Annotated in this window: 13 protein-coding genes; 7 read left to right on the top strand and 6 right to left on the bottom strand. The window is 62.2% G+C overall.

What is annotated here, in order from left to right:
* Positions 1-4 precede the first annotated feature (4 nt).
* The 3 genes from AYR66_RS12295 to AYR66_RS12285 are packed head-to-tail and all read left to right on the top strand — an operon-like array spanning position 5 to position 2194.
* Positions 5-331, top strand: a complete 327-nt coding sequence (locus AYR66_RS12295; protein WP_088707715.1) for a YbaB/EbfC family nucleoid-associated protein — start codon at positions 5-7, stop codon at positions 329-331.
* Between the two features lie 6 nt (positions 332-337).
* Positions 338-934, top strand: a complete 597-nt coding sequence (recR, locus tag AYR66_RS12290; RefSeq protein ID WP_088707714.1) for a recombination mediator RecR — start codon at positions 338-340, stop codon at positions 932-934.
* 15 nt (positions 935-949) lie between these two features.
* On the top strand, positions 950-2194 hold the full coding sequence (locus tag AYR66_RS12285; RefSeq protein ID WP_088707713.1) for a CaiB/BaiF CoA transferase family protein: 1245 nt from the start codon (positions 950-952) through the stop codon (positions 2192-2194).
* Positions 2195-2319: 125 nt separating this feature from the next.
* Here AYR66_RS12285 and pdxR read toward each other — a convergent pair whose 3' ends face one another.
* The gene (pdxR, locus tag AYR66_RS12280) at positions 2320-3753 is read right to left on the bottom strand and encodes a MocR-like pyridoxine biosynthesis transcription factor PdxR (RefSeq protein ID WP_234814888.1); all 1434 of its coding nucleotides are present in this window, start codon (positions 3751-3753) and stop codon (positions 2320-2322) included.
* Positions 3754-3891: 138 nt separating this feature from the next.
* Here pdxR and AYR66_RS12275 point away from each other — a divergent pair, with 138 nt between their 5' ends.
* On the top strand, positions 3892-4356 hold the full coding sequence (locus tag AYR66_RS12275) for an OsmC family protein (RefSeq protein WP_088707711.1): 465 nt from the start codon (positions 3892-3894) through the stop codon (positions 4354-4356).
* A 10-nt stretch (positions 4357-4366) separates the two neighbouring features.
* Positions 4367-4996: an FMN-binding negative transcriptional regulator gene (locus AYR66_RS12270; protein WP_088707710.1), complete on the top strand. Its 630-nt coding sequence runs from the start codon at positions 4367-4369 to the stop codon at positions 4994-4996.
* Between the two features lie 36 nt (positions 4997-5032).
* Here the strand turns inward: AYR66_RS12270 and tal are convergent, their stop codons facing one another.
* The 4 genes from tal to pgi form a co-directional block, all read right to left on the bottom strand.
* Positions 5033-5968: a transaldolase gene (tal, locus tag AYR66_RS12265; RefSeq protein WP_088709778.1), complete on the bottom strand. Its 936-nt coding sequence runs from the start codon at positions 5966-5968 to the stop codon at positions 5033-5035.
* A 63-nt stretch (positions 5969-6031) separates the two neighbouring features.
* Positions 6032-6901 carry an SIS domain-containing protein gene (locus AYR66_RS12260; RefSeq protein WP_088707709.1) on the bottom strand — a complete coding sequence of 290 codons (870 nt, stop codon included), beginning with the start codon at positions 6899-6901 and terminating at the stop codon, positions 6032-6034.
* Between the two features lie 38 nt (positions 6902-6939).
* Positions 6940-8421, bottom strand: coding sequence for a glucose-6-phosphate dehydrogenase (gene zwf, locus AYR66_RS12255; RefSeq protein ID WP_088707708.1), 1482 nt, complete (start codon positions 8419-8421; stop codon positions 6940-6942).
* A gap of 110 nt (positions 8422-8531) precedes the next feature.
* Positions 8532-10181 (bottom strand): glucose-6-phosphate isomerase, encoded by a 1650-nt coding sequence (pgi, locus tag AYR66_RS12250; RefSeq protein ID WP_088707707.1) that lies wholly within the window; start codon positions 10179-10181, stop codon positions 8532-8534.
* Positions 10182-10446: 265 nt separating this feature from the next.
* On the opposite strand from pgi, the gene edd reads away from it, so the two are divergent.
* Both edd and AYR66_RS12240 read left to right on the top strand, forming a co-directional pair.
* Positions 10447-12360 (top strand): phosphogluconate dehydratase, encoded by a 1914-nt coding sequence (gene edd, locus AYR66_RS12245; protein ID WP_088707706.1) that lies wholly within the window; start codon positions 10447-10449, stop codon positions 12358-12360.
* 14 nt (positions 12361-12374) lie between these two features.
* Positions 12375-12995 carry a bifunctional 4-hydroxy-2-oxoglutarate aldolase/2-dehydro-3-deoxy-phosphogluconate aldolase gene (locus tag AYR66_RS12240; protein ID WP_088707705.1) on the top strand — a complete coding sequence of 207 codons (621 nt, stop codon included), beginning with the start codon at positions 12375-12377 and terminating at the stop codon, positions 12993-12995.
* Here the strand turns inward: AYR66_RS12240 and AYR66_RS28875 are convergent.
* Positions 12992-13497, bottom strand: a 506-nt coding sequence (locus AYR66_RS28875; RefSeq protein WP_170942305.1) for a diguanylate cyclase, incomplete at its 5' end; no start/stop codon positions are given. The genes AYR66_RS12240 and AYR66_RS28875 overlap by 4 nt on opposite strands.

Below are 13497 nucleotides of genomic sequence, written 5' to 3'. Positions count from 1 at the left end.
GACCATGATGAAGGGCCAACTCGCAGGGCTGATGAAGCAAGCCCAGCAAATGCAGGACAACATGAAGAAGATGCAGGAGCAGCTGGCATCGATCGAAGTCGAAGGCCAGTCCGGTGCCGGCATGGTGAAGGTTGTGATGACGTGCAAATATGACGTCAAGCGCGTGGCGATCGATCCGTCGCTGCTCGGCGACGACAAGGACATGCTCGAAGACCTCGTCGCGGCTGCTTTCAACGACGCTGTGCGCAAGGCGGAAGCGACTTCGCAGGAAAAGATGTCGGGCATGACTGCCGGCCTTCCGCTGCCTCCTGGCTTCAAGCTGCCGTTCTGATCGATAGTGAAATCTCCCTCCAGTCTCGAGTTCTTGACCGAAGCATTGCGCCGCCTGCCGGGCGTGGGTCCGAAGTCGGCGCAGCGCATGGCCTACCACCTGATGCAGCATGACCGTGACGGTGCGGCCATGCTCGGGCGTGCATTGACGCAGGCCGTCGAACACATCCACCACTGCGCAAGGTGCAATACCTTCACCGAGAACGAGATCTGTGAAACCTGTCTCGACAGTGCACGAGATGCCAGCCTGCTGTGCGTCGTCGAGACACCTGCCGATCAGATGATGATCGAGCAGACCCTGACATACAAGGGCCTGTATTTCGTGCTGATGGGACGTTTGTCGCCACTCGACGGTATCGGCCCAAAGGACATCCATCTCGAAAAGCTGATTGCGCGTGCGACTGACGGGTACGTGACCGAGGTCGTGCTCGCCACGAATTTCACCAACGAGGGCGAGGCAACCGCCCATTACATCAGCGAGACGCTCAAGGCGCGCGGCCTGAAGGTCAGCCGGCTGGCGCGCGGCGTGCCCGTGGGCGGCGAGCTGGAGTATGTGGATGCAGGCACGATTGCCCGCGCCATGCTGGACCGACGTTCGACCTGACATCCATCCGAAGACATGACAGAACAAAAAAAGGCCGGCCCGCTCGCCGGCATCAAGGTCCTTGAACTCGGCACGCTAATCGCCGGCCCGTTCTGTTCCCGCATGCTGGCGGAGTTCGGTGCAGAAGTGATCAAGGTCGAGGCGCCGGACGGTGGTGATCCGATCCGCCAATGGCGTGTGCTGAAGGATGGCACTTCGCTGTGGTGGTATGTCCAGTCGCGCAACAAGAAGAGCGTGACGCTGAACATGAAGGACGCGCGCGGGCAGGAGATTGCGAAGCGGCTCGCGCTTGAAGCGGACATCATCATCGAGAATTATCGCCCCGGCGTGCTGGAGAAGTGGGGCATCGGTTACGAAGACCTGAAGAAGGTCAATCCGGCCACGATCATGGTTCGCCTGTCGGGCTACGGACAGACCGGACCGATGAAGGATTTGCCCGGCTTCGGTGCGATCGGCGAGTCCATGGGCGGCATGCGCTATGTATCCGGGCATCCCGACCGCCCGCCGGTGCGCATCGGGGTGTCGATCGGCGATTCCGTCGCGGCGTTGCATGGCGTGATCGGTGCGATGATGGCACTCCGCCATCGCGACGTGACTGGCGGGCGCTGGAACGGCAAGTCCGGTGAGGCATGTGTCGCAGGCCAGGGGCAGATGGTGGACGTGGCGCTGTACGAGGCGGTGTTCAACATGATGGAATCGCTGGTGCCGGAGTACGACTTTGCAGGTGTCGTGCGTGCCCGTACCGGCGGGGCGCTGCCGGGCATCGTGCCGTCGAATACCTATACGACGCGCGATGGCGAAAATATCGTGATCGCCGGAAATGGCGACGCGATCTTCAAGCGACTCATGGTAGCGATTGAGCGGCAGGACATGGCCGACGATCCGCAGTTGGCGCGTAACGACGGCCGTGTTCCGCGCACGGAAGAAATCGACGGTGCAATCCAGGCTTGGTGCGATACGAAAACCATCGACGAGGCGCTGGCGATCCTCAAGGCAGCGGACGTCCCGGTCGGGAAGATCTATTCGGTGCGCGATATGATGACCGATCCGCAGTTCCTGGCGCGCGGCATGTTCGAGCAGCATGCGTTCAAGGATGGCACGCCGGTCAAGCTGCCAGCCATCACGCCCAAGCTGTCGGAAACGCCGGGTGAAACGAAATGGCTCGGACCTAGCCTTGGCGAACATAACGACGAGGTGTTGTGCGGGCTCGGCTATGATGAGCGGGATATTGCGCAACTCCGGCAAGACAAAGTCATTTAAGAGGCCTCGACATGTTCAACAAGAACTTCTGGAAGCAGTTCGCAATTGCGCTTGTACTCTTCCTTGCCGGTTATTTCACCTTCAACAGTAATCTCTTCTCTTAAGTCGATCGTCGCGATCTGTGCTTACTCGTCAAGGACATCACGCAGGGCAGGCGCGGCGCGACGAATGTCTTCGACCGAGATGGGCGCAAAGCCCAGCACTAACCCGGACAGGCGTGCGTTGTCGCGATCGAGGTAAAACCCGGACAGCGCTCTTGATTCAATACCTTTTTCGCGTGCGCGCCGTACGAGCGCTTCGTCATCTCTCCGCCTGATAAAGGTCGCTGACAACTGAAGTCCCGCATCCGCCGCGCCGGCCACGAGATGACCGGCCAGATGCGTGCCGATGGCGTCCAGAAGCGCGATCCTGCGTTCTGCATATGCTTCGCGCGTGCGTTTGATATGGCGGCCGAAATGTCCTTCCGTGATGAAATCGGCGAGCACGATTTGCGGGACGATCGCGGCGTGCCGGTCCATGATTGCCCGGGCCTGCACGAAGGCGTCGACCAAGGCAGGCGGCAGGACCATGTAGCCGAGCCGCAGGCCAGGGAACAGCACCTTCGACAGCGTGCCGACATAGATCACGCTGCCCGTCTGGTCCAGGCTTTGCAATGAAGCCAGCGGCGGGCCGGTGTAGCGGTATTCACTGTCATAGTCGTCTTCCACAATCCATGCCTTGTTTTCCTTTGCCCATGCCAGCAAGTCGAGCCGCCGCGTCAATGACATGGTGGTGCCGAGAGGCAATTGGTGCGAAGGTGTGACATAGGCCAGCTTTGCCTCGGGCCAGGACGTTCTCCCCGACGATACCGAAATGCCTTCGCCATCCACGGGCACCGGGCAAACATGTGCCTGCGCGGCACGCAGGGAGGCGCTGATGCCCCGATAACCAGGATCCTCAATCCATGCGGCGTCGCCGGGGGCGAGGAGCAGGGTCGCGATCAGAAACAACGCTTGTTGCGAGCCCGCGGTGATCAGGATCTGCCCGGGATCGCAGTGCACGCCACGCGACGCCCCGAGATAGCCGGCCAATGCTTCTCGCAGAGGAAGGTAGCCGATCGGATCGCTGTAACCGAGTTCGTGCGGCGGGTGGCGCCAACGGCGCGCTTCAAGGCGTGCCCAGACATCGAAAGGGAAGAGGTCGAGGCCAGGCATGCCGATGCGGAAAGCCTTGGGTGCGCCTTCGTGGGTATTGAGCGCGGCCTGCGGACCGACGAAGCATTCTCCTCGCGCCGACAACGGACGCAGGGCCCGGGGATTCCCGGCTTTCGGTGGTCGTGCCGGCAGCGGAAGCGTGCGGCTGATGAATGTGCCCTTGCCGACCGTACCGGACAGGTAGCCTTCCGCCATCAAATGCTCGTAAGCGTTCAGGACCGTCTGGCGCGAAATGCCGAGTTGCCTGGCCAGCTCCCGGGTCGGTGGTAGCTGCGCGCCGGGGGAGATCTTGCCGGAAAGGACGGATTGCTTGATGCCCTCGTACAACTGGCGGAACATCGGGGTTCCGGCTGCCGGGGTGAGCATGAGTGTCGCAAGGGAATCGGCCAGGTGCATGGTTTAAAACCTCAATTGGTATCTTAAAAGTAGCACTTATTGGTACTTTTAAAAAGCCAATCCAGGCATTACGCTTGGCTTTTCCCAATATCGAAGGAGAGGGCGGAAATGCACACGTACGAGGCGACCATTACCTGGCGGCGTGACGGCCAGTTGTTTACCGACAACCGCTACAGCCGGGGCCATCGCTGGGCATTCGACGGCGGCGCCGAAATTCAGGCGTCTTCATCGTCGTCCATCGTGCCGTTGCCGATGTCCGTCGAATCCGCCGTCGATCCGGAGGAAGCCCTCATCGCAGCAACGTCGAGCTGCCACATGCTGTTCTTCCTCAGCTTTGCCGCCAAGCGTGGCTTTGTGATCGACAGTTACGTGGACCGGGCATCTGGCGTCATGGAAAAGAATGCCGAAGGACGGATGGCGATGACGCGCATCACCTTGCGTCCGGATGTCGTGTTCGGTGGCGAACGCCGGCCCACACAGGAAGAGCTGGACCACCTGCACCACGAATCGCATGAGCAGTGCTTCATTGCGAATTCCCTGAAATCGGACATCGTCATCGAACCCGCAGGTTGAGGAGGCAGGTATGTACATTCCCAGGCAATTCGACGAACAGCGGCCCGAGGTATTGCAAGCGCTGATGCGTGCGCATCCGCTCGGCACGCTTGTGACCCTTGCCGCATCCGGCCTCAATGCGAACCATGTCCCGTTCGAGTTCGATGCGGAAGCGGGCGAGCATGGCACCTTGCGGGCACATATTGCGCGGGCGAATCCGCTCTGGACGGATTTCGCCTCGGATGTGGAGGCGCTGGTCGTCTTTCAAGGGGCGCAGTGCTATATCAGTCCGGGGTGGTATCCGACCAAGCAGGAAGACGGGCGTGCCGTACCGACATACAACTACATGACTGTTCACGCGTACGGGCCGCTCAGGATCATCCAGGATGCGCAGTGGATTCGCGCACAGCTTGAAAGGCTTAGTGCGCGACAAGAAGCCGGGCAGGCGCAACCGTGGAAGATTTCGGACGCGCCGCCGGAGTACATCGAAAAAATGCTCGGCGCGATCGTCGGCATCGAAATACCGGTGACGCGGATTGCGGGCAAGTGGAAGGTGAGCCAGAACCAGCCGGCGGTCAATCGCGAAGGCGTGGCGCGCGCATTGCGTGCGCAGGGCGGGGATGTCGCGCTGGTGATGGCCGAGGCTGTCGTCAGCAGGTGAAGATGCGCCGCCGGTGAATGCGGCGGCGCAGTGGTTTTAGCGCAGCGCCTCGACCATCTTTTCCAGCTTCACGGCATCGGCGCAGAACAGGCGGATCCCTTCCGCCAGCTTCTCGGTGCCCATCGCGTCGTCGTTCAGCATCAGGCGGAATGCCTTTTCATCGAGCGTCAGCTTCTTCAGGTCGGAAGCTTGCGCTTCATCGACGCTCAGTTTGCGCGCGACCGGTGCGTCGGACTCGGCGAGTTTCTGCAGCAGGTCCGGGCTGATGGTCAGCAGGTCGCAGCCGGCGAGTTCGAGGATCTGCGACGTATTGCGGAAGCTGGCGCCCATCACTTCGGTCTTGTAGCCGAACTTGCGGTAGTAGTTGTAGATCCGCTTCACGGATTGCACGCCCGGGTCATCCGCGCCGGTGTATTCCTGGCCGGTGGACTTCTTGTACCAATCGTAGATGCGGCCGACGAAGGGCGAGATGAGTTGCACGCCGGCGTCGGCGCAGGCGATCGCTTGCGGCAGCGCGAACAGCAATGTCATGTTGCAACGGATGCCTTCCTTTTCCAGCACTTGCGCGGCCTGGATGCCTTCCCAGGTGGAGGCGATCTTGATCAGCACGCGTTCGCGCGGAATGCCGGCGGCTTCGTACAGGGCGATCAGGGCGCTGCCCTTGTCGATCGTGCCCTGGGTGTCGAAGGAGAGACGGGCATCGGTTTCGGTCGACACGCGGCCCGGGATCAGCTTCAGGATTTCGAGGCCGAAGGCGATCAGCAGGCGGTCGATGACGTCGCCGGTCGGCAGGCGCACATTGTCGCGCACGGCCTTTTCCAGCAGCGGCTTGTATTCATCCTTCTGGACAGCCTTCAGGATCAGGGAGGGGTTGGTGGTGGCGTCGCGCGGCGCAAAGGCCTTCATCGACTGGAAATCGCCGGTGTCGGCGACGATCGTGGTGTACTGCTTGAGTTGTTCTAGCTGGGTCATGACGGGGAAGGTCAGCGGCAAAAAAGGCCAATGATACCCCCATCCCCCGCTTATCTGTTTGATCTACAGCTTAGGCGGATGCCTCAGGAAAGAATCGAACTGCATGTCGAGTTTTTGCAACGCCTTTTGTGCGTTTTGCATCTTCTTGCGGAACTCCGGACCGCGCTTGAGCGCCAGGCCGACCGCGAGGATGTCGATCACCACCAAGTGGGCGAGACGGGCCGAGATCGGCGTGTACGGGTCGATGTTGAAGCTCAGGTCGATCGGCACCAGCACGGTTGCCTCTTCGGCAAGCGGTGTGCCGCTCGGTGTGAGCGCAATGACATCGGCGCCGACCTTGCGGGCGAGCTGGACGCTGTGCAGCAGGGCCGTGCTGTTTCCCCGCTGTGAGATGGCAACGACGGCATCGCCCTTGGTCAGCAAGGCAGCCGAGATCGCATGGATGTGCGGATCGGCATAGGCGACGGTATGCACGCCGGAGCGAAAGAACTTGTGCTGCGCATCGGCGGCGACGATGCCCGACGTGCCCTGGCCCCAGAACTCGATCTTGGTCGAGCGGGCCAGCACGTCCAGCGCCTTTTCAATTGCCGCCGGCTGCAGGTTGTTGCGCAGGTCGAGGAGGGTGTTGATCGAGCGGCTGCAGATCTTGTTGACGAGGTCGGCGGCGAGGTCGTCCTGCAGCGGCGACTCGTCCGCCTGAGGCAGGGCGAGCGCCAGCGTCTGCGCGAGCTTCAGCTTGAACTCGTGCCAGCCGTCGTAGCCCAGCGCGCGGCAGAAGCGCACCACGGTCGGCTCGGAGACCTGTGCATTCTTTGCAAGGGCGGTGATATTGCCGGAGACGGCCAAGTCGGGATTCTTGAGGACGGCCATCGCCACCTTCTTTTCCGACTTGGACAGGGCGTCAAGCTGGGTCTTGATCGAGTCGAGCAGCATAGGCGTTTATTGGAATAGTCAGTGCCGCGCCACCCGCATCATTCCTCCGGCAGCGCTTCTTCCCGCCATTGTAATCCGTCACGTCCGATCAGCGCGCTTGCCGCGGGCGGTCCCCAGGTGCCGGAGGTGTAGGGCATGGGTTCGTCGCCTTCCTGCTCCCAGTATTCGAGGATGGGCTCGACCCATTCCCACGCGGCTTCCAGTTCGTCGGCGCGCATGAACAGCGTGAGTTGGCCGCGCAGGACGTCGAGCAGCAGGCGCTCGTAGGCTTCCATGCGCGGCATCTTGAAGGTTTCGCGGAAGTCGAGTTCCAGTTCGACCGGACGCAGGCGCATGCCGTCGCCGGGCGTCTTGGCCATCAGGTTCATCTGCAGGCCTTCGTCCGGCTGCAGGCGGATGATCAGGCTGTTGGCCTGGAAGCTGCGGTTGGGCTGGGCGAAGATGGAATGCGGGATGGTCTTGAAGCGCACCACGATTTCCGCGAGCTGGTCCGCCATGCGCTTGCCGGTGCGCAGGTAGAAGGGCACGCCGGCCCAGCGCCAGGTATCGATTTCCGCTTTCAGCGCGACATAGGTTTCGGTGCGTGAGCTGGGGTTGGCATCCGGCTCCTTTCGGTAGCCGGGAACCGGCGTTCCCTGCACATGGCCGGAGCGGTACTGGCCGCGAACCACGTTCTGGGCGATGCTGTTCGGTGTAAAACGTTTCAGCGAACGCAGCACCTTGAGCTTTTCATCGCGTACCGCATCGGGCGTGGCCGACACCGGCGGCTCCATCGCGACGATGCACAGCAGCTGCAGAAGGTGGTTCTGCAGCATGTCCCGCAGGGCGCCGGCCGTTTCGTAGTAATCCATGCGGTTGCCGACGCCAAGTTCTTCCGCGATCGTGATCTGCACGTCGGAAATCCACTCGCGCCGCCACAGCGGCTCGAACAGCACGTTGCCGAAGCGGAGCGCGAGCAGGTTCTGGACCGTTTCCTTGCCGAGGTAGTGGTCGATTCGGAAGATTTGCGATTCGGAGAACACGCGGCCGACTTCGGCGTTGATTTGCCGGGCGCTGGCGAGGTCTCGGCCAAGCGGCTTTTCGAGCACGACGCGCGATTCGGGCGTGGCCAATCCGCTTTGCGACAGGTTGTGGCAGATCTTTGCGAACAGGCTGGGCGGCGTGGCGAGATAGAACACGCGCGTCACCGGACGGTTTGCGTCAGGCTTGCGCATCGCGTTGACCAGGCGCTCGTAGGACGCGGCATCGGTCGCATCCAGCGCCACATAATCGATGCGGCGGCAGAACGCGTCCCAGACCGCGGGATCGGGCGACCCGGACGCGGTGTGCGGCCTGGAGCTGCGGTTCACTTCCTCGATGAAGCTCTCGCGCGTCCAATCATGCCGTCCGACGCAGACAATGCGCGCGTCCGGCGGAATGTCCTTTGCCCGTTCGCGGTTATACAGGGCCGGCAACAGTTTGCGCATTGCAAGGTCGCCGCCGCCGCCGAACAGGACCAGGTCGAAATCGGAAAGAGCCATGATGATGAGAAGAGATTACCCAGGAAAACACGCACCCGCGCCCGACGACGGCCGCGTGACAATGAATTTCGATGACAAAGCCGGGTGCGGGTTCGGCCTTGCGCGAGAAATTATGCCGACAGGGCCATTTTCGCACGCGCAATCAATCCGTTGGTCGATGCGTCGTGCGCGTCGGGACGCGCGGGGCCGGTCAATTCCGTTTCGATGTTCTTTGCCAGTACCTTGCCCAATTCCACACCCCACTGGTCGAAGCTGTTAATGCCCCACACAACGCCCTGTACGAATACCTTGTGCTCGTACAGGGCGATGAGTGCGCCCAGCGTGGCCGGCGCCAGCTTGTCCATCAGGATGGTATTGCTCGGACGGTTACCGGGAAAGACGCGGTGGGGCAGCACGGCGCGGATCTGCTCGTCGGGAATCTTTTGCGCCTGCATCTCGTTGCGGACCTCGTCCTCGGTCTTGCCGCGCATGAATGCTTCCGATTGCGCAAAGCAATTGGCGAGCAGCACCATGTGGTGGCCGTCGAGGGCATGCGCCGGCTTCAGTGCGGCAATGAAGTCAACCGGCGTGACGTCCGTACCTTGATGCAAGAGCTGGAAATACGCATGCTGCCCGTTCGTGCCGACGTCGCCCCAGATGATGGGGCAAGTTGCTACGGGAACCGGTGCGCCGTCCAGCGTGACGCGCTTGCCGTTGCTCTCCATTTCCAATTGCTGGAGATAGGCCGGGAACTGGCTCAGGTCCTGGTGATACGGCGCGATTGACACCGAACTGCTGCCGAAGAAATTGCGGTACCAGATGCCCAGCATGCCGAGGATGACCGGCATGTTCCTGTCCAGCGGCGCGGTCTGGAAATGCTGGTCCATCGCATGTGCGCCACCAAGGAATTCGGAAAAACCATCGAAACCGATCGCCAGTGCCAGCGGCAGGCCGATGGCAGACCAGACCGAATAGCGGCCGCCCACCCAGTCCCAGAAGGGGAACATGTTCTCGGGATCAATGCCGAAGGCGCGCACTGCATCGGTATTCGTCGATACCGCGGCGAAATGCCGGGGCAGGTCGCGTTCGCCATGGTGACGCAGGAACCAGGATCGCGCGGACTGCGCGTTGAGCATCGTTTCGCGTGTGGTGAAGGTCTTCGAGGCGATAATGAAAAGGGTTGTCTCGGAACGGACTTTGGCGAGCACGGCATCGAGGTCGTGGCCGTCGACGTTGGAGACGAAGTGCAGGGACAGGCGCGGATGCACGAAAGGCCGCAGTGCGCGGCAGGTCATTTCAGGCCCGAGGTCCGAGCCGCCGATACCGATATTGACGATGTCGGTGATCGGTTCGCCGGTGCAACCGGTCCACTGGCCGGAGCGCACGCGGTCGCTGAACGCCTGCATATGGTCGAGGACCGCATGAACCTCCGGCACCGCGTCGTGTCCATCCACGACAAGCGACGCGGTTCGCGGCAGCCGCAGGGCGGTATGCAGCACGGAGCGGTTCTCGGTGGCGTTGATTTTTTCGCCGGAAAACATTGCCGCGCGTTTCTGTTCCAGTTCGCGTTCGCGCGCCAGCTGGAGCAGCAGGTCCAAGGTCGTTCCATCGACCCGGTTCTTCGAGTAATCGAGCATGAGGCCGGCAGCATCGATCGAGAAGCGTTCGAAGCGGTCGGGCTGGCTGGTGAAGAGGGTACGCATCTGCCAATCCTTCGCATCGGCAAAATGCTTCGACAATGCCTGGAAGGCGGGCGCATCGGTCAGGTTCGGCTGTGGCATGGTGGGCGTTGGCTGTTCCGGTGGGGGCGATGTTGAAGGATCGTCAGTTTGTTCAACTATACAACAGATTTAAGTAAATTCACTACATTTATTTGCCTGCCCACGCTTTTCTTGCGCTAGCTCATTGGTGCCTTTTTCCGCATAGGATGGGTGCGGCTTTGCGTTATTGCGGCCGGGCTTTCTCGGGCGCTGAAGGTTGGCGATCGATCAAGCGTCCATTGAAAATATGTAGTAAAGTTACGAAAACACCGTCAAGGATTGCATCATGTCCATTCACCCTGCACTGGCTTCCACGACCGAACGCATCTTCAAGCGCAGCCGGCCGTACCGATCTGCCTACCTGGCGCGTCTCGATGCCGCGCTGCTGAAAGGCGTACAGCGCGGCGCGCTGGCCTGCACGAACCTCGCCCACGGCTTCGCGGCCTTTCCCGCGAACGACAAGCTTCGCCTGAAAGAGCAGAAGGCGCCGTCGGTCGCCATCGTTTCCGCCTACAACGACATGTTGTCGGCGCACCAGCCGCTGGAGCGCTTCCCGCCCATCATCAAGGAGGCGGTGCGCGCGGCGGGCGGCGTGGCGCAATTTGCCGGCGGTGTGCCGGCGATGTGCGATGGCGTGACGCAGGGCCAGCCGGGCATGGAGCTGTCCCTCTTTTCCCGTGACACGATTGCGATGGCGACGGCGATTGCGCTGTCGCACAACATGTTTGATGCGGCGGTCTACCTTGGTGTGTGCGACAAGATCGTCCCCGGCCTGGTGATTGGCGCGCTGCATTTCGGGCACCTTCCCGCCGTGTTCCTGCCGGCGGGGCCGATGACGACCGGTATCTCCAATTCCGAAAAGGCCAAGGTGCGCCAACTGTATGCGCAGGGCAAGGTCGGACGCGAGGAGCTGCTGGAGTCCGAGGCACAGTCCTACCACGGCGCCGGTACCTGCACGTTCTACGGCACTGCCAACAGCAATCAGATGCTGATGGAGGTGATGGGCCTGCACTTGCCCGCCACGGCCTTCATTACGCCCAACACGCCGCTGCGTGATGCCTTGACTGCGGCCGGCGCACGCCGGGCCGTGGAGATCAGCGCGCAGGGCAAGGAATATATCCCGGTCGGCCATGTGGTCGACGAGAAGGCTATCGTCAACGCCATCGTGGCCCTGCTCGCCACGGGCGGATCGACCAACCATACACTGCACCTCGTCGCGATGGCGAAGGCCGCGGGCATCGTAATCGACTGGGATGATTTCGACGCCTTGTCGTCGGTCGTGCCGCTGCTTACGCGCATCTATCCGAATGGCGAAGCCGATGTGAACCACTTCCACGCCGCCGGCGGTACCGGCTTCGTGATCCGCGAGCTGCTCGATGCGGGGCTGCTGCATGAAGATGTGACCACGGTGATGGGCAAGGGCCTGCGTGCGCATTGCTCCGAGCCCTTCCTGCAGGGCGAGGAGGTGGTGTGGCGGCCGGCAGCGGCTGCGAGCAGCGATCTCGATGTGCTGCGCCCGGCGACGGAGCCGTTTTCGAAGGATGGCGGCCTGCGTCTTTTGAACGGCAATCTCGGGCGCGCCGTTATCAAGGTCTCGGCCGTGAAGCCGCAGCACCGCGTGGTGGAGGCACCCGCCATCGTGTTCAATTCGCAGGAAGATTTCATGCTTGCCTTCAAGGCCGGACGACTGGACCGCGATTTCGTGGCGGTCGTGCGTTACCAGGGGCCGCGTGCGAACGGCATGCCCGAGTTGCATGCGCTGACACCGGCGCTGGCGACGCTGCAGGATGCGGGCCGTCGCGTGGCGCTGGTGACGGACGGACGGATGTCGGGTGCTTCTGGCAAGGTGCCGGCGGCGATCCATGTGTCGCCCGAAGTGCTGGCCGGCGGTCCGCTGGGGCGAGTCCGGGACGGCGACCTGATTCGCGTTGATGCCAACAGCGGCGAATTGCGGGCGCTGGTGGACGAGGCGGAATGGAGCGTGCGCGGCATCGATCCCGCGGACCTGTCCGCCAGCCATGTCGGAATGGGACGCGAACTGTTCGCCGTATTCCGCAGCAACGTGAGTGCAGCCGAAGAGGGGGGCGCGACCTTCGGCCTGCCGCCGCCGCTGCACCTGCCGCAGGAACAGGGCAACCCGCTCTCCGTACCCCAGGAACAAGCCTATTCGGACGAGGATTCGCTCGTCACGCGCCGATAAGAAGGAAAACTGCCATGACGCTGCTCGACATCATGCGTGCTTCGCCGGTCATTCCGGTGATTGCCATCGACAACCTGGAACATGCCGTTCCCCTTGCCAGGGCGCTGGTCGAGGGCGGCATACGCGTGCTTGAGGTGACGCTGCGCACCGAGCACGGCGTTCCGGCGATTCGCGCAATAGCGAAGGAGGTGCCGGATGCCATCGTCGGTGTCGGCACGCTGACCCAGCCTGATGAATTTGCTGCGGCGAGGGATGCGGGTGCGGTATTCGGCGTTTCTCCCGGGCTCACGCCTGGCCTTGTCGACGCGGCCAGGCTGTCCGGCTTGCCCTTGCTGCCCGGCGTAATGACGCCTTCCGAAGTGATGGCTGCGCGCGAGGCCGGTTTCCGACAGCTGAAACTGTTTCCGGCGGTGCCTGCAGGCGGCGTCGGCATGCTCAACGCGATTGCCGGTCCGTTGCCGGACGTGACCTTTTGTCCGACCGGCGGCATCTCGCAAGAGAATGCGGCGCAGTTCCTCGCCTGCAAGAACGTGGCATGCGTCGGCGGTTCCTGGCTGACGCCGAAGAATGCGGTGAAGTCGGGAGACTGGAAACTGATTACCGAGTTGGCGCGCACGGCGAGCGCGCTGCGCTAGTTTTTCCGGTCGCTGTACGTGACCACGCAATTGCGGCCTGAACGCTTGGCCTGGTAGAGCGCGCGGTCGGCAGCGTGGATCAGGCTGCCGGTGTTGGACAGGTGTTCAGGGACAACCGTACTGACACCCAGGCTGATCGTCACGAATTTCGCAACGCGGGAATGGGCGTGCTCGATGTTGAGTGCCTCGATTTCGGCGCGCATCGCCTCGGCGATCTGCATCGCACCATCTTCATTGGTATCAGGAAGCACGACAGTAAATTCTTCGCCGCCGTAACGCGCCACGAGGTCGCTGGAGCGGTTCAGCACGCCACCAAGCGCGCCCGCGATCTGCGCCAGGCACTGGTCACCACGCTGGTGGCCGTAGTTGTCGTTGTAGTCCTTGAAGGAATCGACATCGATCATGATCAGGGACAGCGGTGATGCATTGCGCTTGGCGCGGCGGAATTCGTCTTCCAGGTGCAGGTCGAAGCGGCGCCGGTTGGCAATGCCCGTCAAGCCGT

The sequence above is a fragment of the Noviherbaspirillum denitrificans genome, from assembly GCF_002211445.1.
In the GTDB taxonomy this organism is placed as follows: domain Bacteria; phylum Pseudomonadota; class Gammaproteobacteria; order Burkholderiales; family Burkholderiaceae_D; genus Noviherbaspirillum; species Noviherbaspirillum denitrificans.
The sequence above is the reverse complement of the archived record's forward strand: the minus strand, read 5'-3'. Positions and strand labels throughout refer to the sequence as shown.